The organism is Goodfellowiella coeruleoviolacea (assembly GCF_024171785.1).
Classification (GTDB): Bacteria; Actinomycetota; Actinomycetes; order Mycobacteriales; family Pseudonocardiaceae; genus Goodfellowiella; species Goodfellowiella coeruleoviolacea.
In genome coordinates this window covers 56,641-78,382 of record NZ_JAMTCK010000003.1, presented here as the reverse complement: position 1 = coordinate 78,382, position 21,742 = coordinate 56,641, and the positions used below count along the sequence as shown (strand labels likewise).

Here is a 21,742-nt window from a genome sequence, read left to right as displayed (position 1 = left end):
ACAGTCACCGATGACAGCCGCATCAAGCGGAACGTCGAGCGTCGCCAGCGTGCATCTCAGCCGCTACATCTCACATCAATAACAGTTCTAACATAGCTTATGCGCGATTTTGCCCACTGGAGCCAGAAGAAACTAGAAAAGTCACTTCCACGCCGGTGGAAACATACTCGAGGCGTGGCGGCACGTGCAGATCAGGTAGCTTCGGTGATCTCAGAGAGCGATCGCAATATACTCATAGGCGCTGCTCTTTTGCACGACATTGGGTACGCGCCTGATCTGGCTAAGACGGGGTTTCATCCATTGGATGGGGCGCGGTTTTTGCGCTACCAGGGTGCACCGGAGCGGCTGTGTGCGCTGGTGGCGCATCACTCGTGCGCCTACAGGGAGGCGGAGCTGCGGGGGTTGTCGGCGGAGTTGGCGGAGTGGGAGGACGAGAAGACCCCACTCCGCGATGCGCTGTGGTGGGCGGACATGACCGCCGGCCCGGACGGGCAGCGGATGACCGTGCATGAGCGGCTGGCCGAAATCGCCGAGCGCTACGGGCCGGATGACCTGGTGACCGTCTTCGTTCGGCAGGCAGCGCCGGAATTGGTGGGGGCGGTGGAGCGCACGGAGGCGCGGCTGCGGGCGGCGGGGATTCAGGTGTAGTAGGGCTGGGTGCGGTCTTCTAGCCCGTGCTGGATGCGGAGTCGGATGCTGGGGTGGATGTCCAACTCGGCGAGTTGGTCCGGCTCCACCCAGTCGACCTCGCTGGACTCGTCGCTGGTGCGCACCTGGCCGCCGATCGGGCGGGCGGCGAAGCACAGGGAGAATTCCTGGCGTACCTCGCCGTCGCTGAACTCGATGACGTGACGGGGGTTGGAGTAGATACCGATGAAGCCGGTGACCTCGACGTTGATGCCGGTTTCCTCCCCCACCTCCCGAACCACCGCGCCGGTGACGGTCTCGCCGGGTTCCATGCCGCCGCCGGGGATGGCGTAGCGGTTGTTGTCGGTCCGGCGGATCATCAGCACCCGGCCGGCCTGGTCGCGGACGACGGCGCTGACGGCCGTGCGGATCGTGGTGGCCTGAGGTGCGTGCGGGTCGTTGTAGTGGTCGATGCGGGCCACGGGCGGTCCTCCTAGAGGGTGGCGGGCTTGGCGGCTGCCCAGACGGTCTCGAAGCTCTCCGAGTAGGTCTCGAACAGGTCCCCGCTGGACAGGCGGCGCAGGTGCAGGGCGGGGGCGTGCGCGCCTGGGAAGCCGTAGACGTGGGTGTTGACGATCATTTCGTCGTCGAAGCGGAACACCGAGTTGTAGAGCGTGGTCTTGTGCAGCCGGACCTCCACCCCGTCCACGCCCTGGAGTAGTCGGGCGAGCGCGAGGGCATTGCGGATGCGTCGTTAACTGGAGAAGCAATACCATTGGTGCACGTAGCCTTCAGTTGACTACAATTAGCGCCGTCTACGAGACAATCAAGGATATTCTCGCTTGTTACAACATCAAGGACTTTGACGAAAAGTCACGCGTTGTACGCCCCAGCGACGAGGAGCTCGACCAGGCTTATGAATACGTATACGAGTGGTGGAGCGCAATACTAAGCGGTTTTGTTGTATTGAGGGAAGCAGTAGAAGAACCCACCCGTATTCCCGACCTTCGCGCGACTTCGCACCAATCCTTGCTTCTCCGTCCAGCTGCCCACATTGCACTAGTGCGGGCCCTGATAAAGGTGGTGGATCGCGGTCTCAGCTTGCAAAATGCGATCACCGCTGCCAATACGATTGACTGGCGAGAAAACAGTGACCTGTGGCGAAACGTGCTGGCTACTGGCAGTAGTACCGGCACGCGAATTGTCGCAAGGAATGAGAATTACGAGGTCACCAGTGAACTTATTGCACACCTTATAGCCCCAACCAAGGTCCCCAACCCCAAAGCACTCCAGGACAAAATTGCTTCCTATCGCGGCGAGGTCAACTATCGGCTTCCTTAGACAAGTGAACGGAACCAGCATTTAGTCGCGCATCAATATTTGAGCCCTGATTGACATAGCCTGCCTTAAATCCGTTTTAGGCGAGTTGCTGCGGCAAGACGCCAATTCTTGACCACAAGTAGCAGGCGAACGATCCAGGTGAGGTAGTTACGACCACACCCTGGATTGCCTCAGTCCGTTCGGAAGGCGTTGAGGAAGCTCTCGGACGAACTCGGTTGAGGGCGTTGCTACACCCGTTGCTACAGCGAGGGGGTGCGACCGACCCGCTAGGACCGGTCACACCCCCTCTGACCTGCGGAAGCGGAGGGATTTGAACCCCCGGACCCTTGCGGGTCTCCCGCTTTCAAGGCGGGTGCATTCGGCCGCTCTGCCACGCTTCCCTGTGTGGTGACAGGGTAGCCGGCTAGCGGCCGGTGGCCTGCAGGTGCTCGATGATTCGCCCGAAAATGCTGGCCAGGGTGGTCTGTTCGGACTCGGAGAGCAGGTCGATCAGGTGGCTGCGCACGCCGTCCACGTGGGTGGGGGCGGCCTCGGTCAGGCGGCGCTGGCCCTCCTCGGTCAGTTCGGCGAGCACGCCGCGGCCGTCGCCGGGGCAGGTCACGCGGCGCACCAGGCCGGCGGCCTCCATGCGGGCGATCTGGTGGGAGACGCGGCTCTTGGACGAGGCCACCTTGTCGGCGAGCTGGCTCATCCGCATGCGGTGGTCCGGTTCCTCGGAGAGCACCACCAGGACGGTGTAGTCGGTGAGCGAGAGACCGTGGTTGTCCTGGAGTTCCCGGTGCAGCCGTTCGTCGAGCAGCGCGGCACCGACCACGTAGGACCGCCACGCCCGCATCTCGTCCCCGTTGAGCCACCTCGGCTCTTCCCCCGATTGCCTCACGCGTTCAAGGTTATGCCTGCTCGGAGAGTCAGCATCCGTTCACTAACGCCTTACCGGCTGGCCCTGGTGCTGGTCGGGTCGGCCAGGCACACTGCCGCCCGTAGCGCGCCCCGGACCCCGCCGGGCGCGAAGCAGGAGGCAATCCATGACCGTGTCCACCCGGTTGGCGCGCCGGGCGTCCGCGTTGGCGGCCACCGCCCTGGCCGCGCTGACCACCGCGGCGGTGACCGCCGCCCCAGCCTCGGCCCAGCCGAAGCAGCCGGCCCAGTCCACCACGGACGTGCGGCTGATCGCGTTCAACGACCTGCACGGCAACCTCGAACCGCCGTCCGGGTCGTCCGGCCGGGTCACCCTGTCCGACGGCAGCACGGTCAACGCCGGTGGTGCCGCCTACCTGGCCACCCACGTCAAGCGGTTGCGCGCGCAGGCCAAGAACTCGGTGGTGCTGTCCACAGGGGACAACGTGGGCGCGTCGCCGACCGTGTCCGCGCTGTTCCACGACGAGCCCACCATCGACCTGCTCAACCAGCTCGGTGTGACCGCGTCGGCCGTGGGCAACCACGAGCTGGACGAGGGCTACCAGGAGCTGCTGCGGTTGCAGCACGGCGGCTGCCACCCCACGGACGGCTGCCAGTTCGACGACCGGTACACCGGCTCGCGCTGGCCCTACCTGGCCGCCAACATGACCTTCGACAACGGCGTGCCGGCCACCCTGCCGTTCACCATCACCTTCTCCGGGGGCGTGCCGATCGGCATCATCGGCGTGCCGCTGGAGGAGCTGCCCACGGTGGTGTCCGCGGACGCCATCAAGGGGCTGAAGTTCGGTGACGAGGTCGCGGCCATCAACAAGTACGCCGACCTGCTGGACCGGGTCGGCGTGAAGAGCATCGCGGTGCTGCTGCACCAGGGCGACAACACCGAGGGCGGCGGCCCGGACGACTGCCGCACCACGCCCGGCCCGGCCACGACCATCGCCACCCAGGTCTCGGCCAAGGTGGACGTGGTGTTCAGCGGCCACAGCCACCAGCAGTACGTGTGCACGGTGACCGACCCGGCCGGCCAGCCCCGGCCGCTGATCCAGGGCGCCTCGTTCGGCCGGCTGCTGTCCGTGGCCGACCTGAGGATCGACCGGCGCACCCGCGACGTGGTGCGCTCCCAGACCAGGGCGTTCAACCAGATCGTGACCAGGGACGTGCCGGCCGACAAGGACGCGCAGGCGCTGGTGGACCGGGCCGCGGCCGAGTCGGCGCCGATCGCCAACCGGCAGGTCGGCACGATCAGCGGTGATGTGGTCAAGCAGGGTGCCGCCTCGGGCGAGTCCCCGCTGGGTGACGTGATCGCCGACTCGCAGCTGGCCGCCACCCAGCAGACCGCTGGCGCGCAGCTGGCGCTGATGAACCCGGGCGGGGTGCGCGCCGACCTGTCCTACGCGGGCTCGGCGGCCGGTGAGGGCGACGGCGTGGTGACCTACGGCGAGGCGTACACGGTGCAGCCGTTCGGCAACATCCTGCAGACCGTGACCATGACCGGTGACCAGCTCAAGACCGTGCTGGAACAGCAGTGGCAGCGGCAGCCGGACGGCAGCGTGCAGACCCGGATCCTGCAGCCGTCGGCCAGCCTGCACTACACCTGGTCGGCCTCGGCGCCGATCGGCTCGAAGGTCTCCGACATCACCGTGGCCGGCCAGCCGGTGAGCCCGACCGGCAGCTACCGGGTGACCATCAACAACTTCCTGTCCGGTGGCGGTGACGGGTTCACCGAGTTCACCAAGGCCACCAACCTGACCGGCAGCGGCATCGACCTGGACGCGTTCCTGGCCTACCTGGGCGCCAACCCCAACCTGGCCCCGCCGGCACTGGACCGGATCAGCACCACGGCCTGAGCGGCCGCAAGATCAATCCCCCTCCGCCTGGCGGTCGTTGGACAACGGCCGCCAGGCTTTTCTGCTCGTGGCCGTCGCTCAGCCGGGCGGCCAGTTGGCCAGTGCCATGTCGGCGACCTCCTGGAGGTCGGCGCGGCTGAGGCCGCTGGCGGCCTGCACGGCGATGCCGAACGACACCGTCATGACGTAGCTGGCGAGCCGTCCCGGATCGGTGTCCCGAGGGAGGTCACCCTCGTCAACGGCCCGCTGGAAACGTTCCTGGAGGCGCAGGCGGCCGGCGTTGCGCCACTCGACCAGCGCGTCCCGGGCGGGCTGGCCGAGGTCTCCGGCCGCCAGTGAGCCCTGCACGCCCAGGCATCCGGCGGGGCAGTCGGGGCGGGTGGTGGTCTGGACCGCACCGTTGAGCATTGCCCTGGCCACTGCCTTGGCGGTCGGTTCGGTCAGGGCTCGCATCGCGTAGGAGGCTGGCCCCTCGCTGTAAACCTCCAGGGCCTTGCGGAACAGCTGCTCCTTGTTGCCGAAGGCCGCGTACATGCTGGTTTTGGTGATGCCCATGGCGCTGGTCAGGTCGGCGAGGCTGGCCCCTTCGTAGCCCCGCTCCCAGAAGACCAGCAGCGCGCGCCGGAGCGCCTCGTCGGCGTCGAAGCCCCTGGGACGGCCGATGAGCGCCTTCTCCTGACCGGTCACGAGACCAAGGATACCCCTTCAGTACCAATCGGTACTGAAGTGCTACGGTCTCATTCTGTACCGATTGGTACTAATGTTCATGGAGGTCAGCAGCATGGGACAGCTCGAAGGCAGCACTGCGGTCGTGACCGGCGGGAGCAGCGGGATCGGCCTGGCCGCCGCCCGGCGCCTCGCGGCCGAGGGCGCGCACGTCTTCATCACCGGCAGGCGCGAGGCGGAACTGGCCGCGGCGGTCGAGGCCATCGGCTCGGCCACGGCGGTGCCCGGCGACATCTCGAACCCCGCCGACCTGGACCGGCTCTACGACGCCGTCCGCGCCCGGGGCAAGGGCCTGGACACGCTGTTCGCCAACGCCGGCACGGGATCCTTCGCGACACTGGAGGAGACCACCGAGGAGCACTTCGACCGGATCTTCAACGTCAACGTGCGGGGCACGCTGTTCACCGTGCAGAAGGCGTTGCCGCTGCTCAACAAGGGCGCCTCGGTGATCCTGAACTGCTCCGTCCGCGCCGACGACGGCGTCGAGGCGTTCGGCACGTACGCGGCGTCCAAGGCCGCCCTGCGCTCCTACACCCGGACCTGGGCCAACGAACTCAAGGGGCGCGGCATCCGGGTCAACGCGATCTCGCCGGGCACGATCGACACGCCCGTGATCGCCGCCGTGGTCGGCGAGGAGGACGCCGAGGCCGTCAAGGCGGGCTTCGCGGCGCGGGTTCCGATCGGCCGGATGGGCACCCCGGAGGAAGTCGTCGCCGCCGTGGCCTTCCTCGCGTCGGACCAGAGCAGCTTCATCCTCGGCAGCAACATCTACGTCGACGGCGGTGAGAACCAGTTCTGAAGCAGTGCGGGAGCACCGCGGCCCGTCAAACGGGTGAACGCCAGAATTCACCCGCCCAAGGCTGGGCCGAACGGTTGAATGATGCGGCGAACAGGCGCACCATCGAAGTACGACCGGCCGATCGCAGTAGTTAACCGGAACACTGATGGATGACTACGAGAGGTAACTGGAACAGGTCAGCTGATCGGCCCGCCGGGAAGGGATAGGTGGTGCAGTGCGGACAAGTTCTCGCCGTGGCGGTCACCTAGCCGCTGCCTTCCCGTGGTTCGGGTGCTAGGAAACACCCGGTCCACGATCGCGAGCAGCAGCACGTGCGCAGGCATCGGGTGATCAAAACGCCATCGACGTCTCTCCTTCCGATGCGCGTCTCCCGGTCGTCACGACTGGGACCCCACCGCGGCAGTGCGAACGCGAGCCTGCGACCTGGCGATCGCCACTTCTGTTGAGGGAGCCTGGGTGCGGTGCCCGAGTGCGGGGTGCCGCACCCAGGTGTTTCCCCTCTTTCCCCGTCCGGGGTTGGTCACGGCCCGGGCCCCACCTCTCCCGGCCCGGCACCGGCGTCGCGCACCCGTCGCGCCACGCCCGGCTGGACTATCGTTTTCCCCGCCGACGCACGGGGCGGGAGGGCGAGGGACGTGGAGTTCGACGAGAACGCTTCCATTGACACCTCACAGGTCGAGGACCTGCGCGGATCCGGCGGCGGCGGTGGCATCGGCGGCCGGGTGCTGCTCGGCGGCGGCGGGCTCGGCGTGGTCGGGGTGCTGATCTACTTCCTGCTCTCCCAGCTCGGCGGCACCGCGGTGCTGCCGTCCGGGTCCGGCTTCGACGACGTGGGTTCCGGGCAGCAGCTCGGCTCGGACAGCCTGCAGCAGAAGTGCCGCACCGGCGCGGACGCCAACGCCAACCAGGACTGCCGGGCGGTGGCCTACATCAACTCCATCCAGAACTACTGGACCGACGCGTTCGCCCGGTCCGGGCGCACCTACCAGGTCACCAGGACCGACTTCTTCAGCGGCGGGGTGCAGACCCGCTGCGGCAACGCCACCTCGGCCGCCGGCCCGTTCTACTGCCCGGCCGACCGCAAGGTCTACATCGACCTGAGCTTCTTCACCGAGCTGCGCACCCGGTTCGGCGCGCAGGGCGGCCAGTTCGTCGAGGCGTACGTGCTGGCCCACGAGTACGGCCACCACGTGCAGAACCTGCTCGGCACCTCCGACCGGGTGCGCACCCGCAGCGGCGCCAACTCCGACTCGGTGCGCCTGGAACTGCAGGCCGACTGCTACGCCGGGGTGTGGGCCGCGCACGCCACGTCCACGCCGACCAGTTCGGGCCAGCCGCTGATCACCAAGATCACCCAGGACGACATCAACCGGGCGCTGGACGCGGCCGCGCGCATCGGTGACGACTACATCCAGTCCGAGATCGGCGGCGGCCGGATCGACACCACCCAGTTCACCCACGGCAGCTCGGCGCAGCGGCAGAAGTGGTTCACCACCGGCATCCAGTCCGGTGACCCGGCGCGGTGCGACACCTTCGGCGCCCGCGACCTGGGCTGATCACCAGCACCGGGTGGGCACCGCACCGCGCGGCGCCCACCACCGCAGGCACTGCTCAGCGCCGGCCGAGTCAGCGCCGATCGAGTCAGCGCCGGCCGAGTCAGCGCTGGTCGAGCAGGCTCGGCCGGACCGCCGGCTGGCTGGCCGCGACCAGACCGGCCGCCTCACCCCGGACCGCGGCGCGCTGCGCCCTGGCCGGCACGCCGTTGACGTCCTCGGTGCTCAGCGCGTAGGAGGCCACCACCCAGGCCAGCGCGTCGGCGTTGCGGCCGAGCGCGGCGCGGTCGATGTTGCCCAGGGTGTCGCAGGCCTGGTGGTAGCAGGGGTCGAAGGCCGCGCCGGCCCGGCCGCCCCACTTGTCCGCCTGCGCCTGCGTCTTGACCACCTCGGCGCCGGTGAACAGGCCACCCGCCGGGATGCCGACGGCGATGAACTCGCCGTAGTCGGACCGCCCGTTGAACGGGGTGTCCTCCACGGCCACGCCGACCGCGCTCAGGTAGTCCACGAACGCCCGCTCGATCTGCGCCGAGCCGTACGGGCTGTGCACCGGGTTGGTGCCGGAGGAGTTGTCGCCGTCGTAGGCGAAGTAGCCGCTGTTGGGCGAGCCGATCATGTCGAAGTTCAGGTACAGGGCGATGTCCAGCTGCTGCTCGAAGCTCAGCGAGCGGACGTACTCGGTGGACCCGACCAGCCCCAGCTCCTCAGCGCCCCACCAGGCGAACCGCACCGCGTTGCTCACCGACGGCGAGCCGCCCAGCCGCAGCGCGGTCTCCAGCAGCCCGGCCGAGCCGCTGCCGTTGTCGTTGATGCCCGGCCCGGCCTCGACGCCGTCCAGGTGGGCGCCGGCCATCACCACGTTGTCGGTGCGGCCGGTGCGGGTCTGCGCGATGACGTTGCGGGCGGTGCGCGCGTCGCGGTGGTAGCGCACGTCGACCGTGGTGCTCGCGCCGGTCCGGGTGAACAGCACATCGCCGTCGGCCCGGCTGATCCCGGCGGTGGGGACCCTGCCCGCGTCCGGGCTGCCCAGGGTGACCCCGGCCAGCCGGCCGTCCACGTTGTTGGCGATCAGCACGGCGGCCGCGCCAGCCTCGGCCGCGAACCGCTGCTTGTCCGCGAACGTGCAGCCGCCGCGCCGGATCAGCGCCACGGCCCCGCGCAGCGGCAGGCCGGCGAAGTCCTCGGGCTGACAGCCGGGCGAGTCGTCCTGCGGCACCGCCACCAGCGGGCCGGTCACCCCGCCGGCCTGGGTCTGCGGCGAGTACTCCATCGGGACGGCCTCGACCTGCTGGCCGGCCACGTTCGCCGTGCCGGCGTCCACGACGGTCACGTGGTAGGTGAACAGCGGCGTGCTCACCTGGTAGCCGGCCGCGTTGAGCTTGCCGGCCACGTAGTCGACGCTGTCGTCGTAGCCCTTGGTGCCCACGGCCCGGGTGCCGCCGTTGCGGTCGGCGATCCGCTGCAGGGCCAGCAGGTGCCGGTTCACCCCGTCCGCGCTCACCTGGCTGGTCAGCTGCCTGGCCAGCGCCGGCCCGAGCGGGCCGGTCACCCGGTCGGTGCTGGCCGACGCGGGCGCGCAGGCCAGGCCCACCGTGGCGGCCACGGCCACCGCGGCCGTGCCAACGCGTGTCGTAACCCTGGTTACCGGCATGGGCTGTTCCCTTCGTGCGGACCTGGTTGGACCGAACTGCTTGACGGGGCGAACACCGTGGGCACCCTTTCGGGACCGCGCCGCCAAGGTCAATACGTCACGCCGTCCCATCACCCGAGATGAGTAAGGGCAGACAGGCGTCCAGGCCGCGCACGTCCACCCACCAGGACGGGCGGTGCTCGGCGAACCGCTCGGCGGTGAGCAACAGCCGCACGTGTGGTGACGGCTCGTCACGCACGGCCACCACCTCGGTGCCGTCCTCGACGTAGCCGAGCCGGCGGCTCACCCCGAGCGAGGGCGCGTTGTCCAGCCGGGCGGACGACCGCGCGGTGCGCGCGCCCAGGTGGTCGAAGGCGAGCATCAGCACGGCCGCGCGCATCTCCGTGCCGTAGCCGTGGCCCTGGTGGCGCCGGCCCAGCCAGGAACCGGTCCGCACCTCCCGGGTGACGGCGAAGTCGTGGCCGGTCAGCCCCTGGTTGCCGATCACCTCGCCGTTCAGGCGCACCAGGAAGTTGACCGTCCAGCGGGCCGGGGACAGCGCGGCCCGCTGCCCCCAGTGGAACCGCAGCACGTCGGTGCCCAGCTCCTCGGCCGGCGCGTCCGTCCAGGCCACGCCGAAGGGCATCCACTCCGGGTCGTGGATGCCCTGCCTGGCCTGCTCGGCCAGCTGGAGCAGGCCGGCGTCGTCGTCGGGCCGCAGTTCCAGGCGCGGGGTGCGCAACACCAGGTGCCGCAGCGGCCAGGGGTCGACGGGGGTGGGTGGTGTTCGCATGGTCACAGGGTCGAGCCCACGGCGGGTCGGGCGCGAACGGTTTACCGTCAGGACATGCATGCGATCACTGTCCGCGAGCCGGGCGGCCCCGAAGTGCTGGAGTGGACCGAGGTCAACGAGCCGGCACCGGGTGCCGGCGAGGTCCTGATCGACGTGGCCGCGACCGCGGTGAACCGCGCGGACCTGATGCAGCGCCAGGGCTTCTACCCGCCACCGCCCGGTGCCAGCGACATCATCGGCCTGGAGTGCGCCGGCACGATCGCCGCGCTGGGCCCGGGTGTCGAGGGCTGGCGGGTCGGCGACGAGGTGTGCGCGCTGCTGGCCGGCGGCGGCTACGCCGAGCGGGTGGCCGTGCCCGCCGCGCAGCTGCTGCCCGTGCCCGCCGCGCTGGACCTGGTCACCGCCGCCACCCTGCCCGAGGTGGCCTGCACGGTGTGGTCCAACGTGGTCATGGGCGCCGGCCTGACCGAGGGTGACGTGCTGCTGGTGCACGGCGGCGCCGGCGGCATCGGCACGCACGCCATCCAGGTGGGCAAGGCGCTCGGCGCGACCGTGGCGGTGACCGCGGGCAGCGACGAGCGGCTGACCAAGTGCCGCCAGCTCGGCGCGGACATCACCGTCAACTACCGCACCCAGGACTTCGTCGCCGAGCTGCGCCGGGAGACCGAGGGCCACGGCGCGGACGTCATCCTGGACAACATGGGCGCGTCCTACCTGGACCGCAACGTCGAGGCGCTGGCCAACGACGGCCGGCTGGTCGTCATCGGCCTGCAGGGCGGCCGCAAGGGCGAGCTGGACCTCAACAAGCTGCTGGTCAAGCGCGCCAGCGTGACCGGGACCGGGCTGCGCGGCCGACCGGTGCACGGCCCCAACGGCAAGGGCGCGATCATCGCGGACATGCGGGAGCGGCTGTGGCCGCTGCTGGAGTCCGGCGTGGTGCGCCCGGTGGTGCACAACGTGCTGGACATCCGCCAGGCCGGCGAGGCGCACCGGATGCTCGACGAGGAGGACGTGTTCGGCAAGCTCGCGCTCAAGGTGCGCTGACCAGCGGCACCCCGGTGCTCACTCCGCGCCGGGGTGTCCCTCCGGGTACTCGTCCTCGCCGTTCTCCAGGTCGTTCACCCCGGCGTGGAACTCGGCACGGCCGAACGGCTGCCGCAGGAAGCTCTCCGGGTGCGGCGCGCAGTCCTCCGCCCAGCGCACGTGGACCTCACCGGTGCCCAGCACCGGCGGCTTCAGCGGCGCGACGGCCCGGCCGATCGCGGCCCAGTCGAGGTCCAGACACGAGTGGTCGGCCGGGGTGATCGCGAACTCGTCCGGCAGCTCCCCCTCCTCGATCGACTCGGTCAGCGCGGCCAGTTCCTCGGCCGCCGCCGCATCACCTGAGACGCCCCGGTCGTGCAGCTCGAACAGGTGGGTGAGCAGTGGCAGCGCGGCGCGGGCATCCCAGTCGCAGGCCTCGCACAGCGAGTCGAAGAGCGCGGGCCAGTCCACGTCCGACTCGCCGTCCCGCCCCTCGCGCGAGGCCAGCAGCCGGGCGACGCTCCGGTCGTGCCGCTCGTCACCGGTGCGCAGGAACGGGTGCAGGTCGACGCCCTCGACGATCGCCCCGTGCCGCACCACCCACAGGTGCAGCACCGCGCCGTACCAGAGCACCAGGTACGCGTCCACGCCACCGCGCCGCTCCAGGCTGGCCCGGACGCTGTCCAGGTCGCCGTAGGCGTGCACGTCCGCGTGCCGGGCGCCGCCCCCGCCGACCGAGAACTCCAGCAGGTAGCAGCTGGGCTGCCCATCCGTGTCCTGGTCCACCTCGGCCCGCTGCACCGTCGACGACATCGCGCACCCCTCCACCGCCTGGTCCCGTCCTCGGGCGGGCAGGCTACGGGGTGGCGTGCGCGGCGGCGAGACCCGTCCCCGGCAGGGACCGGAACCGCAGCCCGAACTCCCGCTCCCACTGGTCGAGCACGGCCAGCTCACCCACCCGGCCCACGTCGTCCAGGAACACCGCCGCGCCGGGCGAGAGCACCGCGCGCAGCACCGGCAGCGCCGGGTAGCGGGCGTGCCGGCCGTCCGGGACGTTCGGGTCGGCCGGCCCGGGGCCGTCCACCAGCAGCAGGTCGACCAGGCCGAACCGCTCCACGTAGCCGGCCACCTCGTCGTGCACCAGCTCCGGCTCGTACCAGGGCTGGCCACCGGGCGCGGCCGGGTGCGGGGCCAGTGGCGCGTACACCACCCTGGCCACGTGGCCGAGGCCCTCCCGGCGCAGCTGGCTGCCCACGAACGCGGCCATCCGCTCGTCGTGCTCCAGGCACAGCAGGTGCCCGAACCCTCGGCGGGCCAGCATCCGGGCCAACAGCACCGACGACGCGCCGCACCCGCACTGCACGGTGACCACGCGGGCGCCGAGCAGCACCTCGTCCAGCACCGCGGTCAACGCGGCCGGGCGCAGGTCGGTGGTCGCGGTCGGCAGGTAGTCGGTCAGCAGCGGGGCGAGTCGGAGCATCGCACCGAGGTCGGCGAGTTCGCCTGCCAGTGACTCGTCCACCCCACCTCCGGTGCTCTCCGCCTATCCCAGTTCGGCCACCGCCCGAACGAGCTGGTCAACCTCCATCGCGTTGGTGTAGTGCGCGAGGCCGAGCCGCACGGCACCGCCGATCTCGCCCACGCCCAACGCCGCGAACACCCCGTGGTGCCCGGGGTCGGCGAACGCGCACACCCCGCGCGCGGACAGGTGCTCGACGGCGTCGGTGGCCTTGACCCCGGCCACAGTAAACGCCAGAGCGGGCACCCGGCGCATCGCGTCGCCGATCACCATAACGTGACGAAGTGATCGCAGTTCGTTAATCAGGTTAGCGAGCAGCCCGGCCTGGTACGCCTTGACCGACCCCAGCGAGGTGAGCAGCCGCTCCCGGCGCGGCCCCACGGCCGCGTCGTCCAGCCCGGCCAGGTAGTCCACGGACGCGACCAGGCCGGCCAGCAGCGGGTAGGGGTGCGGCCCCAGCTCCATCCGGGCCGGGCCGCGCACCCCCGGCTCCAGCGCGCCCGAGGGCAGCCGGTCGAGCATGTCGGCGTCCCGGAAGGCCAGCGCGCCCACGGCCGGCCCGCCCCAGGCGTTGGCCGACACCGCCACCACGTCCGCGCCCAAGGCGGTGAGGTCCAGCGGCACGAACGGCGCGGCGAAGGAGGCGTCCACCACGGACAGGGCGCCGGCCGCGCGCGCGGTGTCGGTGATCTTGCGGACCTCGGGCCGGGTGCCGACCGCACCCGAGGCGGCGGTGACCGCAACCACCTTGGTGCGCTCGGTGACCAGGTCGGTGTACTGCCAGGCGGGCAGCTCGCAGGTCTCGATGTCCACCTCGGCCCACCGGACCGTGGCACCCGCCCGCTGGGCGGCGCGCAGCCACGGCGCGGCGTTGGCCGAGTGGTCCAGCCGCGACACCACGACCTCGTCGGCCAGCAGCCAGCCGTCGGCGAGCGCGTCGGCCAGCCGCTGCAGCAGCACGGCCGAACTCGGTCCGAGCACGACCCCGGCCGGGTCGGTGCCCACCAGGTCGGCGATGGAACGCCGGGCGGCGTCCACGATCGCCTCAGCACGTTGTGATGCGGGGAAGATCCCGCCTGGGCCGGACACGGGGGCGCGCAGCGCGGTGGAAACGGCGGTAGCCACCTGTTCGGGCACCTGCATGCCCGCGGGAGCGTCCAGGTGGATCCAGCCGTCGCCCAGCGCGGGGAACAGCCCACGAACCCGAGCGACGTCGAACGCCATGCCCACACCGTACGGACGACGCCAAACAGCGCGGTGGCCGGGGCGAGGAGTTGATGTCGCGGATGTGACCAGGTCCGCCCGCCCGGGTCGGCGTCGCCGCCCCGGTCAAGGGCAGGATGGAGGGTATGAACGAGCCGAACGAGAACGCTGCCGGCCACGCCGGGCAGGAGCGGCACGTCGTGGTGGTCGGCCCCGACGGAGTGCCGCTGGGCGCTGCCAGCCTGCCCGGCGCGGGCCTGAACGGCGCGGTTGAGGGCGACGAGGGCAGGAACAACAACGAGGTCGCGGACCTGGTCGAGCAGCCGGCCAAGGTCATGCGCATCGGCACGATGATCAAGCAGCTGCTGGAGGAGGTGCGGGCGGCGCCGCTGGACGAGGCGTCCCGCAACCGGCTGCGCGAGATCCACAAGTCCTCCATCCGCGAGCTGGAGCAGGGCCTGGCCCCGGAGCTGCGCGACGAGCTGGAGCGGCTGTCCCTGCCGTTCACCGACGACTCCACCCCCTCGGACGCGGAGCTGCGGATCGCCCAGGCGCAGCTGGTCGGCTGGCTGGAGGGGCTGTTCCACGGCATCCAGACCGCGCTGTTCGCCCAGCAGATGGCCGCCAGGGTGCAGTTGGAGCAGATGCGCGGGCGCGCGCTGCCGCCGGGCGGCGCCGGCGGCGAGGGCGAGGGGCCGCACATCCGGGGCACCGGCCAGTACCTGTGACGGCCTGACCCCTCGGGTGCGCGCCGAGCCCTGAGCGGTACGACCGGTCGGCTTGCCTCCGCCCGGGAACCCGTCGCCCCAGCACGGCGGGCTCCCGGGCGTTGATCACCCCGATGATCACCAAGTCGCCACCCGGAGGAAGCAACCGGCCGGACGGACCGGCTACCAGCGGTAGGCGTATGCCAACCGGCAAGGCATCATCAGAGTGACCGCACCGTGACCGCCCAGCGGCGAGTAGTCCATTGGGCCGCCGGTACCCTCAGTCCTCGTGCAAGCCACCAGCACGATCGAACAGCCCGCAGCACCGCCCGCGTCCGACTCGCGGAGCTGGTCGCGCGCCTTCCGGGACATCAGGGAGGCGTGGGGACAACGTGAACTCTGGGCCCACCTGGGCTGGCAGGACATCAAGCAGCGCTACCGACGATCGGTGATCGGTCCACTGTGGATCACCATCGGCATGGGCAGCACCGCCCTGGCGCTCGGCCTGCTGTACTCACAGCTCTTCGGCCAGGACATCGCCACGTTCCTGCCCTATGTCACGGTCGGGTTCATCATCTGGAACTTCATCCTCGGCTGTGTGGTGGAAGGCACGGACGTCTTCATCGCCAACGAGGGGCTGATCAAACAGCTGCCCGCGCCCATCAGCATCTACGTGCTGCGGATGGTGTGGCGGCAGGTGCTGCTGTTCCTGCACAACCTGATCGTCTACGTCATCGTGCTGGCGATCTTCTTCTCCAGTCTCAGCCACCCGTACTACCTGCAGAACAGCCAGGTCGAGCACCCCGGCCTCGGCCTGGGCATGCTGCTGGCCATCCCGGCCTTCGCCCTGCTGGTGATCAACGGCTCGTGGGTGGCCCTGCTGTTCGGCATCGTGAGCACCCGGTTCCGGGACATCCCGCCGGTGGTCAGCAGCTTCATCAACCTGGTCTTCTTCATGACGCCGATCGTGTGGAGCACCGGTGACCTGACCAAGGTGACCAACGGGACCGGCAGCTGGCGGACCGCCGTGGCCGAGCTGAACCCCATGTACCACTACATCGAGATCGTCCGCGCGCCGCTGCTCGGTCACCAGCAGAGCTGGCACCACTGGGTGGTGGTCGGCGCGCTCACCATCGTGGGCTGGGCGCTGGCGCTGACCGCGTTGCGCAACTACCGTGCCCGCGTCTCCTACTGGGTCTGAGTGAGGCGGCAGCAAGAACATGGTCAGCATCGACGTCTGGAACGCCTCGGTCGACTTCCCGATCTTCGAGGCCAAGTCGCGCTCGTTGAAGAAGCTGGTGCTCGGCAAGGTCGGTGGCAAGATCGCCACCGAGACGAAGATCCCGATCATCGAGGCGCTGCACGACATCTCCATCTCGCTCAAGGAGGGCGACCGGGTCGGCCTGGTCGGCCACAACGGCGCCGGCAAGTCCACGCTGCTGCGCCTGCTGTCCGGCATCTACGAGCCGACCAGGGGGTCCTCCCGGATCGTGGGCAAGGTGGCGCCCGTGTTCGACCTGGGCGTCGGCATGGACCCGGAGATCTCCGGCTTCGAGAACATCATCATCCGGGGCCTGTTCCTCGGCATGAGCCGCAAGCAGATGGAGCAGCGGGTCGACGACATCGCCGAGTTCACCGAGCTGGGCGACTACCTGTCCATGCCGCTGCGCACCTACTCCACGGGTATGCGGGTGCGCCTGGCGCTGGGCGTGGTGACCTCCATCGACCCGGAGATCCTGCTGCTCGACGAGGGCATCGGCGCGGTCGACGCGGCCTTCCTGAACAAGGCCAGAGACCGGCTGGTCGACCTGGTCAAGCGATCGGGTCTGCTGGTCTTCGCCAGCCACTCCGACGAGTTCCTGATGGAACTGTGCAACTCGGCGATCTGGATGGACGAGGGCAAGGTCAAGATGCACGGCAGCCTGCGCGAGGTGCTCACCGCCTACAAGGGCAAGGACCCGTACGAGAACCTCAGCCCGGAGATGCTGGAACGGCTCGGCGAGGCGCCGGCGTTCGCCGGCAACGGTGGCGGCGATAACGGATGAGCGTGAACCTGCCCAAGGGTGCGGTGGTGGCCGTGGTGGTCACCCGCCACCGCACCGAGCTGCTCGCCGAGTCGCTGAAGGTGATGGCCGCCCAGACCCGGGTGCCCGACCACCTGGTCGTCGTGGACAACGGCGCCGACCAGCCGGCCCGCGAGGTCGTGGAACAGTGCGCCATCCCGTCCACCTACCTGCTGTCCCAGCGCAACCTGGGCGGCGCCGGCGGGTTCGCCCTCGGCATGCTGCACGCGCTGGCGCTGGGCGCGGAGTGGATCTGGCTCGGCGACGACGACGGCCGCCCGGCCGACGAGACCGTGCTGGCCACGCTGCTGGAGGAGGCCAGGGCCCGCAACCTGGCCGCGGTGTCGCCGGTGGTGGCCAACATCGAACGGCCGCAGACGCTGGCCTTCCCGCTGCGCCGGGGCCTGACCTGGAAGCGCGGCACCGACGAGCTGGGCAACGACTTCCTGCCCGGCATCGCCTCGCTGTTCAACGGCGCGCTGTTCCGGGCCGCCGCCCTGGACATCGTGGGCGTGCCCGACTACCGGCTGTTCTTCCGCGGCGACGAGGTGGAGATCCACCGCCGGTTGCAGCGCAGCGGGCTGCCGTTCGGCACCACCCTGCGCGCCACCTTCCTGCACCCGGACGGCTCGGCCGAGTTCAAGCCCATGCTCGGCGGGCGGTTCCACGCGCAGGACCCGGAGAACGAGATCAAGCGGTACTACACCTACCGCAACCGGGGCTACCTGCTGTCCCAGCCCGGCATGCGCAAGCTCGGCCTGCTGGAGGTGTTCCGGTTCGGCCTGTACTTCGTCGGCGTGCGGCGCGACCCCAAGGCGTTCGTGGAGTGGCTGCGCCTGGTGCGCCAGGGTCAGCGGGAACGCTTCTTCCGCAAGTGAGAACCGGAGTGTGGTCCACTGTGGACCCCTCTGACGGCGGCTGGGCGGCCGGACTGTCCGCCCAGCGCTGAAAATCTCCGCCAACGGTGAACCCGCGTTGCCGGTCCGGTCCGGCTGCGCTTGGGTTGGGGCATGAGCGATTCCAAGAAGGCACTGGTACTGCACCTGGCCGGGGTGGCCAACCCGGTCCTGGTGGCACTGGCCGAGTCCGCGGCCGAGGACCTGCCCGGCAAGCTGGAGCAGTGGGTGCGCTCCGGCGAGGTGCGCGCCATCCCGACCGAGGACGGCGGCTCGTTCGTGGTCAACTTCGGTCAGGTGGCCACCGCCCACGTGGAGGACGCCGCCCCGCACGGCCACCTCTACGGCAAGCCCTCCCGCCGCCCCGCCGGCCTGGCCGCGCACTGATCCGGCGGTCGACCGTGGTCCCGTCCCGGGTGGGGTGAGCCGACCGGCGCCCCGCCCGACGGGCCGGCGTCACCTCAGCCGGTCCCGCTGTCCGCCGGCGGCTTGAGCCGTTCCTTGCCCGCCAGATCGAACCAACAGGGCGCGCCCGGGTAAGGCCCTTCACCACTTTTGATCATCTCTTCCACCCGCTTCTCGACCCAGGCCGCAGCTTCTTCGGGCGTACCCTCGGTCCAGGGATGGAAGTACCCTTGCCGGTCAGTCCTTCCGGTTATCAGAAAACCTTCTCGCACCAGGTCAGCAGCGGCACTCCCCGCCGCCCTGAAAGCTGGTTCCACGTCAGACCGCTGTCCCCTCGGCCAACCGGTCGAACAGCACTGCCGCGGCCGAGAAATCCGAGCGGCTGCTGCCTTCACCGACCACCAGCAGGATTTCGGACACCTCGCGGGCGCGCTCCTGAACAGAATCCAGATCCTTGGCATTCTGCTCCGCCAGATCGAGAACCTGACGAATCCGCGCGATCACGTCGGCTGACGACGCCACAGCCCCCCCCGTCCGCCAATCCCCCGCGACGAGTCCGCCAGGCACCGCCATCACCGGAAATCACTCTTTCGAGCAACCACCGGTCGCCGGGTTCACCTGGCTGGTCAGTTCACCAGGCCGTGGCGGTAGGCGTAGACCACCGCCTGGACGCGGTCGCGGAGGCCGAGTTTGGCGAGGATGCGGGACACGAAGGTCTTGACGGTCTCCTGGCTGATCACCAGGGCCGCGGCGATCTCGCTGTTGGACAGGCCGTCCGCGATGAGGCGGAGCACCTCCAGTTCGCGCGGGGTCAGCGGGACCTCGCGCGGGGTGTCCTTGGCCGGCCGGATGCGGGCGGCGTACCTGCCCACGAGCTGGCGGGTCACCTCGGGGTCCAGCAGGGCCGCGCCCGTGGCCACGGTCCGAATGCCGTTGAGCAGGTGGGGCGGTGGCGCGTCCTTGAGCAGGAAGCCGCTCGCGCCCGCGCGCAGCGCCTCGTAGACGTACTCGTCCAGGTTGAACGTGGTCAGCACGAGCACCTTGACGGGTTCCGGCACGCCGGAGCCGGCCAGCCGGCGGGTGGCCTCGATGCCGTCGAGGATCGGCATGCGCACGTCCATCACCACGACGTCCGGGCGCAGTCGGCCGGCGAGGTCCACGGCGGCCTGCCCGTCCCCGCACTCGCCCACCACCTCCAGGTCGGGTTGCGCGTCGATGATCGTCACCAGACCGGTGCGGATCAGCATCTGGTCGTCGCAGACCAGGACCCGGGTCGGTGCGGTCATGACCGGCTCCCGCTGGGGATGCGCGCCCGCACGACGAAGCCGCCGCCCTCCTGCTGGCCCGCGCTGAACTCGCCGCCCAGCACGTCGACCCGTTCGCGCAGACCGGCGAGGCCCCGTCCGCTCCCGCCGGGGGACCCGGACCGGGAGCTGGAACCGTCCGTGCTGACCGCCACGGTGATCTCGCGTTCACCGTGGTGCACCGCCACCGAGGTGCGGCTGCCGTGGGCGTACTTGAGGGCGTTGGTCAGGGCCTCCTGCACGACCCGGTAGGCCACCAGGTCGGCGCTGCCGGTCGACTCCGCCGGCGTGCCCTCCTCGGTGAACTCCACCGGCTGCCCGGCCTTGCGCGTCTGCTCCACCAGCGTGCGCAGTCCGCCGAGCGTCGGTGTCCTCGGTTCGGTGCCGTGGTCGGGGTTGAGCAGTTCGAGCAGGTGCCGCAGGTCGGTGATGGCCCGGCGGCCGGTGTCGGTGATGGCGCTCAGGGTCTGGTCGAGGCGGTCGGGGACGGCGGTCAGGTACCGCGCCGCCTCGGCCTGCACGACCATCGCGGTCACGTGGTGGGTCACCACGTCGTGGAGTTCGCGGGCGATGCGGGTGCGCTCGGCGGCGCGGGTGTCCTCGGCGACGCGGCGGCGGCGTTCGGCTTCCGCGATCCGGGAGGACCGCAGCCCCGCCCCGATGCCCCACAACACGGCCAGCGCCAGGTAGAACGTCACGAACTCGCTCACCGACTCGGCGCCATTGCCGACCTGGTAGAGCGCGACGGCCAGCACCACGTACGCCGCGGAGAACACCAGCGCGGTGGTGCGGCGGCCGCGTTCCAGGTGGGCCCCCACGCTCACCAGCGCGATGGGCAGCGCGATGCCCGCGAGCGAGTGGTAGCCGCGGAGCTGGTCGACGGCGAAGCCGAGCGACACCAGGGCCAGGCACACCACCGGCCACCGCCGGCGCACCGCCAGCGGGAGGCACTCGACGGCGATCGCCGCGACGGCCAGCGCGTCGAAGGGGCGGCCAGGCAGGTCACCCACCTGCGTCCCCTGGTTCTGCAGGGTCGGCAGGAACGACGCCGCCAGGATCAGCACCCCGAACGGGAGATCCCGAACCGTGACGTGGAACCCGCGCCACAGCTCCAGGGCGCGCCGACGATCCATCACTGGGCGAGTGTAGTGGCGGCGACAACCTGGGCGGCGCGCCGACGACGGGGCACCATGCGGCCACGCCGGTGGGCCACCCACAGGAACACGATCGTCGCCAACACGCAGAACAGCACCGCGTACAGGCTGCCCTCGGGACCGAACGCGCCACCGGTGATCGGCGCGGGGCCGGACATCGTGGCGTTGAGCAGGCCCTGCGGGGTGCCGTTGCCCGAGACCACGGTGCTGAAGACGCCGCCAGCGGCGAAGTTCCAGCCGAAGTGCAGGCCGATCGGCACCCACAGGCTGCGGGTGGCGGCGTACGCGGCGGCGAGCATGCCGCCGGCCTCGATCGCGATGGCGATGGCACCCCACACGGTGGCGTCCGGGTTGAACAGGTGCGACAGGCCGAACAGCACACCGGTCAGCACCAGCGCGATCCACGTGCCGGTGCGCTGCTCGATGATCCGGAACAGCACGCCGCGGAACAACAGCTCCTCGGTCACGGCGGCGGCGGCCATGAAACCGAACAGCCCCACCGCGCCCGGCACCGTGCCCAGGCCGTGCACCTGGTAGTACCCGAGGAAGGTGATGTTCGCGATGACCGCCCCGAACAGCGCGACCCCGAGCACCGTCCCCCAACCGATCCTGAACCCGGCGCCCTTGCCCGCCAGTTCCGCGACCGGGCGACGCTCGGTCCGCCGCACCACCCACCTGTAGCCGAGCACCGCGAGCACGGCGGTCAGCACACCGACGGCGGCCGTGATCCACGGGTTCGCCTGCACGGCGGCCGCGCCCTGGCTGCCGATCATGGCGATCGCCACGACGACCAGCAGCTGCCACACCAACCTCATGAGAACTCCTTCGCCAGATCCGCGGCACCACCACCGCGACCACGAAGAACGCTATGGATCTGGCGGCCCGAAATCGTCACCGCGCAGTGGACACCTGCGCGTAGCTCGCACGGGGGACAAGGCCGCCAGAACACCGGCAGGCATCCCGGTTGGGCACCGGTGTCGCGGCCGCCCACGTCCCGTCGCGCGGCGGGGCCACCGGCCAGATGACCTCGCTGTCACCCACATGGCCCTGCCTGAACGTGCAACTCGCGGGGTTTGCACAGTCAACTCGCGCGGTGGCGGAGGGGTGTGGGGGTCTGGGCTGTCCCACGGGTAGGGAGAGATCGACGGTGATGGGGCCAACGTGGTGAAGTTTGCACCTGTCGTTGGGGGTGGGGACGATACTTCGCAGTAGGTTTCCGCCCGTCCGCCGTCCGTCT

23 protein-coding genes, 1 tRNA gene and 1 pseudogene are annotated in these 21,742 nt (G+C 70.3%); 11 read left to right on the top strand and 14 right to left on the bottom strand.

Annotated features, from left to right (window positions below; all coding sequences use genetic code 11):
* Nucleotides 1-99: 99 nt before the first annotated feature.
* Complete coding sequence (locus LX83_RS06375; protein ID WP_301327761.1) at nt 100-648, top strand: HD domain-containing protein; 549 nt, start codon at nt 100-102, stop codon at nt 646-648.
* On the opposite strand, the gene LX83_RS06370 is transcribed toward LX83_RS06375, so the two are convergent.
* Both LX83_RS06370 and LX83_RS06365 read right to left on the bottom strand, forming a co-directional pair.
* Nucleotides 639-1,109, bottom strand: a complete 471-nt coding sequence (locus LX83_RS06370) for an NUDIX hydrolase (protein ID WP_253768079.1) — start codon at nt 1,107-1,109, stop codon at nt 639-641. The two genes, LX83_RS06375 and LX83_RS06370, sit on opposite strands and share 10 nt — an antisense overlap.
* Before the next feature lie 11 nt (nt 1,110-1,120).
* Nucleotides 1,121-1,378: pseudogene (locus tag LX83_RS06365) on the bottom strand (XRE family transcriptional regulator); the annotation flags it as partial.
* A 44-nt stretch (nt 1,379-1,422) separates the two neighbouring features.
* Here LX83_RS06365 and LX83_RS06360 point away from each other — a divergent pair.
* Nucleotides 1,423-1,968 (top strand): hypothetical protein, encoded by a 546-nt coding sequence (locus tag LX83_RS06360; RefSeq protein ID WP_253768077.1) that lies wholly within the window; start codon nt 1,423-1,425, stop codon nt 1,966-1,968.
* Between the two features lie 295 nt (nt 1,969-2,263).
* On the opposite strand, the gene LX83_RS06355 is transcribed toward LX83_RS06360, so the two are convergent.
* A tRNA-Ser gene (locus tag LX83_RS06355) sits at nt 2,264-2,348 on the bottom strand.
* 23 nt (nt 2,349-2,371) lie between these two features.
* A complete protein-coding gene (locus LX83_RS06350) occupies nt 2,372-2,803 on the bottom strand; it encodes a MarR family winged helix-turn-helix transcriptional regulator (RefSeq protein ID WP_253769097.1) in 432 nt (143 codons plus the stop codon).
* A 190-nt stretch (nt 2,804-2,993) separates the two neighbouring features.
* On the opposite strand from LX83_RS06350, the gene LX83_RS06345 reads away from it, so the two are divergent.
* On the top strand, nt 2,994-4,730 hold the full coding sequence (locus tag LX83_RS06345; protein WP_253768075.1) for a bifunctional metallophosphatase/5'-nucleotidase: 1,737 nt from the start codon (nt 2,994-2,996) through the stop codon (nt 4,728-4,730).
* A 78-nt stretch (nt 4,731-4,808) separates the two neighbouring features.
* On the opposite strand, the gene LX83_RS06340 is transcribed toward LX83_RS06345, so the two are convergent.
* Nucleotides 4,809-5,417 (bottom strand): TetR/AcrR family transcriptional regulator, encoded by a 609-nt coding sequence (locus LX83_RS06340; RefSeq protein WP_253768073.1) that lies wholly within the window; start codon nt 5,415-5,417, stop codon nt 4,809-4,811.
* Between the two features lie 94 nt (nt 5,418-5,511).
* Between LX83_RS06340 and LX83_RS06335 the strand changes: the two genes are divergently transcribed.
* Both LX83_RS06335 and ypfJ read left to right on the top strand, forming a co-directional pair.
* A complete protein-coding gene (locus LX83_RS06335) occupies nt 5,512-6,255 on the top strand; it encodes a glucose 1-dehydrogenase (protein ID WP_253768071.1) in 744 nt (247 codons plus the stop codon).
* Between the two features lie 635 nt (nt 6,256-6,890).
* Nucleotides 6,891-7,811, top strand: a complete 921-nt coding sequence (gene ypfJ, locus LX83_RS06330; protein ID WP_253768069.1) for a KPN_02809 family neutral zinc metallopeptidase — start codon at nt 6,891-6,893, stop codon at nt 7,809-7,811.
* A gap of 100 nt (nt 7,812-7,911) precedes the next feature.
* On the opposite strand, the gene LX83_RS06325 is transcribed toward ypfJ, so the two are convergent.
* Entirely contained in the window at nt 7,912-9,459 is a 1,548-nt protein-coding gene (locus LX83_RS06325; RefSeq protein ID WP_253768067.1) for a M28 family metallopeptidase, read from the bottom strand.
* Between the two features lie 97 nt (nt 9,460-9,556).
* On the bottom strand, nt 9,557-10,231 hold the full coding sequence (locus tag LX83_RS06320) for a GNAT family N-acetyltransferase (RefSeq protein WP_253768065.1): 675 nt from the start codon (nt 10,229-10,231) through the stop codon (nt 9,557-9,559).
* A gap of 54 nt (nt 10,232-10,285) precedes the next feature.
* On the opposite strand from LX83_RS06320, the gene LX83_RS06315 reads away from it, so the two are divergent.
* Entirely contained in the window at nt 10,286-11,275 is a 990-nt protein-coding gene (locus LX83_RS06315; RefSeq protein WP_253768063.1) for an NAD(P)H-quinone oxidoreductase, read from the top strand.
* A gap of 18 nt (nt 11,276-11,293) precedes the next feature.
* Here the strand turns inward: LX83_RS06315 and LX83_RS06310 are convergent, their stop codons facing one another.
* From LX83_RS06310 to LX83_RS06300, 3 genes are read right to left on the bottom strand one after another with little or no spacing between them, the layout of a single operon-like run.
* The gene (locus LX83_RS06310) at nt 11,294-12,067 is read right to left on the bottom strand and encodes a hypothetical protein (protein WP_253768061.1); all 774 of its coding nucleotides are present in this window, start codon (nt 12,065-12,067) and stop codon (nt 11,294-11,296) included.
* 43 nt (nt 12,068-12,110) lie between these two features.
* On the bottom strand, nt 12,111-12,776 hold the full coding sequence (locus tag LX83_RS06305) for a class I SAM-dependent methyltransferase (protein WP_253768059.1): 666 nt from the start codon (nt 12,774-12,776) through the stop codon (nt 12,111-12,113).
* Nucleotides 12,777-12,797: 21 nt separating this feature from the next.
* Nucleotides 12,798-13,997 (bottom strand): cysteine desulfurase-like protein, encoded by a 1,200-nt coding sequence (locus LX83_RS06300; protein ID WP_253768057.1) that lies wholly within the window; start codon nt 13,995-13,997, stop codon nt 12,798-12,800.
* 125 nt (nt 13,998-14,122) lie between these two features.
* Here LX83_RS06300 and LX83_RS06295 point away from each other — a divergent pair, with 125 nt between their 5' ends.
* From LX83_RS06295 to LX83_RS06275, 5 genes are all read left to right on the top strand, one after another.
* Complete coding sequence (locus LX83_RS06295) at nt 14,123-14,704, top strand: bacterial proteasome activator family protein (protein WP_253768055.1); 582 nt, start codon at nt 14,123-14,125, stop codon at nt 14,702-14,704.
* Between the two features lie 268 nt (nt 14,705-14,972).
* On the top strand, nt 14,973-15,884 hold the full coding sequence (gene wzm, locus LX83_RS06290) for a galactan export ABC transporter permease subunit Wzm/RfbD (RefSeq protein ID WP_253768053.1): 912 nt from the start codon (nt 14,973-14,975) through the stop codon (nt 15,882-15,884).
* A 19-nt stretch (nt 15,885-15,903) separates the two neighbouring features.
* Nucleotides 15,904-16,728, top strand: a complete 825-nt coding sequence (gene wzt / locus LX83_RS06285; protein ID WP_253768051.1) for a galactan export ABC transporter ATP-binding subunit Wzt/RfbE — start codon at nt 15,904-15,906, stop codon at nt 16,726-16,728.
* Entirely contained in the window at nt 16,725-17,624 is a 900-nt protein-coding gene (gene glfT1, locus LX83_RS06280) for a galactofuranosyltransferase GlfT1 (RefSeq protein WP_253768049.1), read from the top strand. Before wzt ends, glfT1 begins: the two co-directional genes overlap by 4 nt.
* A 132-nt stretch (nt 17,625-17,756) precedes the next feature.
* Complete coding sequence (locus tag LX83_RS06275) at nt 17,757-18,029, top strand: hypothetical protein (RefSeq protein WP_253768047.1); 273 nt, start codon at nt 17,757-17,759, stop codon at nt 18,027-18,029.
* 336 nt (nt 18,030-18,365) lie between these two features.
* On the opposite strand, the gene LX83_RS06270 is transcribed toward LX83_RS06275, so the two are convergent.
* From LX83_RS06270 to LX83_RS06255, 4 genes are all read right to left on the bottom strand, one after another.
* Nucleotides 18,366-18,569: a hypothetical protein gene (locus LX83_RS06270; RefSeq protein WP_253768045.1), complete on the bottom strand. Its 204-nt coding sequence runs from the start codon at nt 18,567-18,569 to the stop codon at nt 18,366-18,368.
* A 104-nt stretch (nt 18,570-18,673) separates the two neighbouring features.
* Entirely contained in the window at nt 18,674-19,333 is a 660-nt protein-coding gene (locus LX83_RS06265) for a response regulator (RefSeq protein WP_253768041.1), read from the bottom strand.
* Nucleotides 19,330-20,484, bottom strand: a complete 1,155-nt coding sequence (locus LX83_RS06260; protein ID WP_253768037.1) for a sensor histidine kinase — start codon at nt 20,482-20,484, stop codon at nt 19,330-19,332. The genes LX83_RS06265 and LX83_RS06260 overlap by 4 nt, the downstream gene beginning before the upstream one ends.
* Nucleotides 20,484-21,320: a CPBP family intramembrane glutamic endopeptidase gene (locus LX83_RS06255; protein ID WP_253768035.1), complete on the bottom strand. Its 837-nt coding sequence runs from the start codon at nt 21,318-21,320 to the stop codon at nt 20,484-20,486. The genes LX83_RS06260 and LX83_RS06255 overlap by 1 nt, the downstream gene beginning before the upstream one ends.
* Between the last annotated feature and the right edge of the window lie 422 nt (nt 21,321-21,742).

Coding starts and splice junctions, on each gene's coding strand:
- glfT1 (WP_253768049.1), top strand. CDS start 16,725: ATGAGCGTGAACCTGCCCAAGGGTGCGGTGGTGGCCGTGGTGGTCACC.
- LX83_RS06345 (WP_253768075.1), top strand. CDS start 2,994: ATGACCGTGTCCACCCGGTTGGCGCGCCGGGCGTCCGCGTTGGCGGCC.
- LX83_RS06260 (WP_253768037.1), bottom strand. CDS start 20,484: ATGGATCGTCGGCGCGCCCTGGAGCTGTGGCGCGGGTTCCACGTCACG.
- LX83_RS06265 (WP_253768041.1), bottom strand. CDS start 19,333: ATGACCGCACCGACCCGGGTCCTGGTCTGCGACGACCAGATGCTGATC.
- wzt (WP_253768051.1), top strand. CDS start 15,904: ATGGTCAGCATCGACGTCTGGAACGCCTCGGTCGACTTCCCGATCTTC.
- LX83_RS06375 (WP_301327761.1), top strand. CDS start 100: ATGCGCGATTTTGCCCACTGGAGCCAGAAGAAACTAGAAAAGTCACTT.
- LX83_RS06310 (WP_253768061.1), bottom strand. CDS start 12,067: ATGTCGTCGACGGTGCAGCGGGCCGAGGTGGACCAGGACACGGATGGG.
- LX83_RS06295 (WP_253768055.1), top strand. CDS start 14,123: ATGAACGAGCCGAACGAGAACGCTGCCGGCCACGCCGGGCAGGAGCGG.
- LX83_RS06320 (WP_253768065.1), bottom strand. CDS start 10,231: ATGCGAACACCACCCACCCCCGTCGACCCCTGGCCGCTGCGGCACCTG.
- LX83_RS06350 (WP_253769097.1), bottom strand. CDS start 2,803: ATGCGGGCGTGGCGGTCCTACGTGGTCGGTGCCGCGCTGCTCGACGAA.
- LX83_RS06300 (WP_253768057.1), bottom strand. CDS start 13,997: ATGGCGTTCGACGTCGCTCGGGTTCGTGGGCTGTTCCCCGCGCTGGGC.
- LX83_RS06255 (WP_253768035.1), bottom strand. CDS start 21,320: ATGAGGTTGGTGTGGCAGCTGCTGGTCGTCGTGGCGATCGCCATGATC.
- LX83_RS06325 (WP_253768067.1), bottom strand. CDS start 9,459: ATGCCGGTAACCAGGGTTACGACACGCGTTGGCACGGCCGCGGTGGCC.
- LX83_RS06275 (WP_253768047.1), top strand. CDS start 17,757: ATGAGCGATTCCAAGAAGGCACTGGTACTGCACCTGGCCGGGGTGGCC.
- LX83_RS06315 (WP_253768063.1), top strand. CDS start 10,286: ATGCATGCGATCACTGTCCGCGAGCCGGGCGGCCCCGAAGTGCTGGAG.
- LX83_RS06335 (WP_253768071.1), top strand. CDS start 5,512: ATGGGACAGCTCGAAGGCAGCACTGCGGTCGTGACCGGCGGGAGCAGC.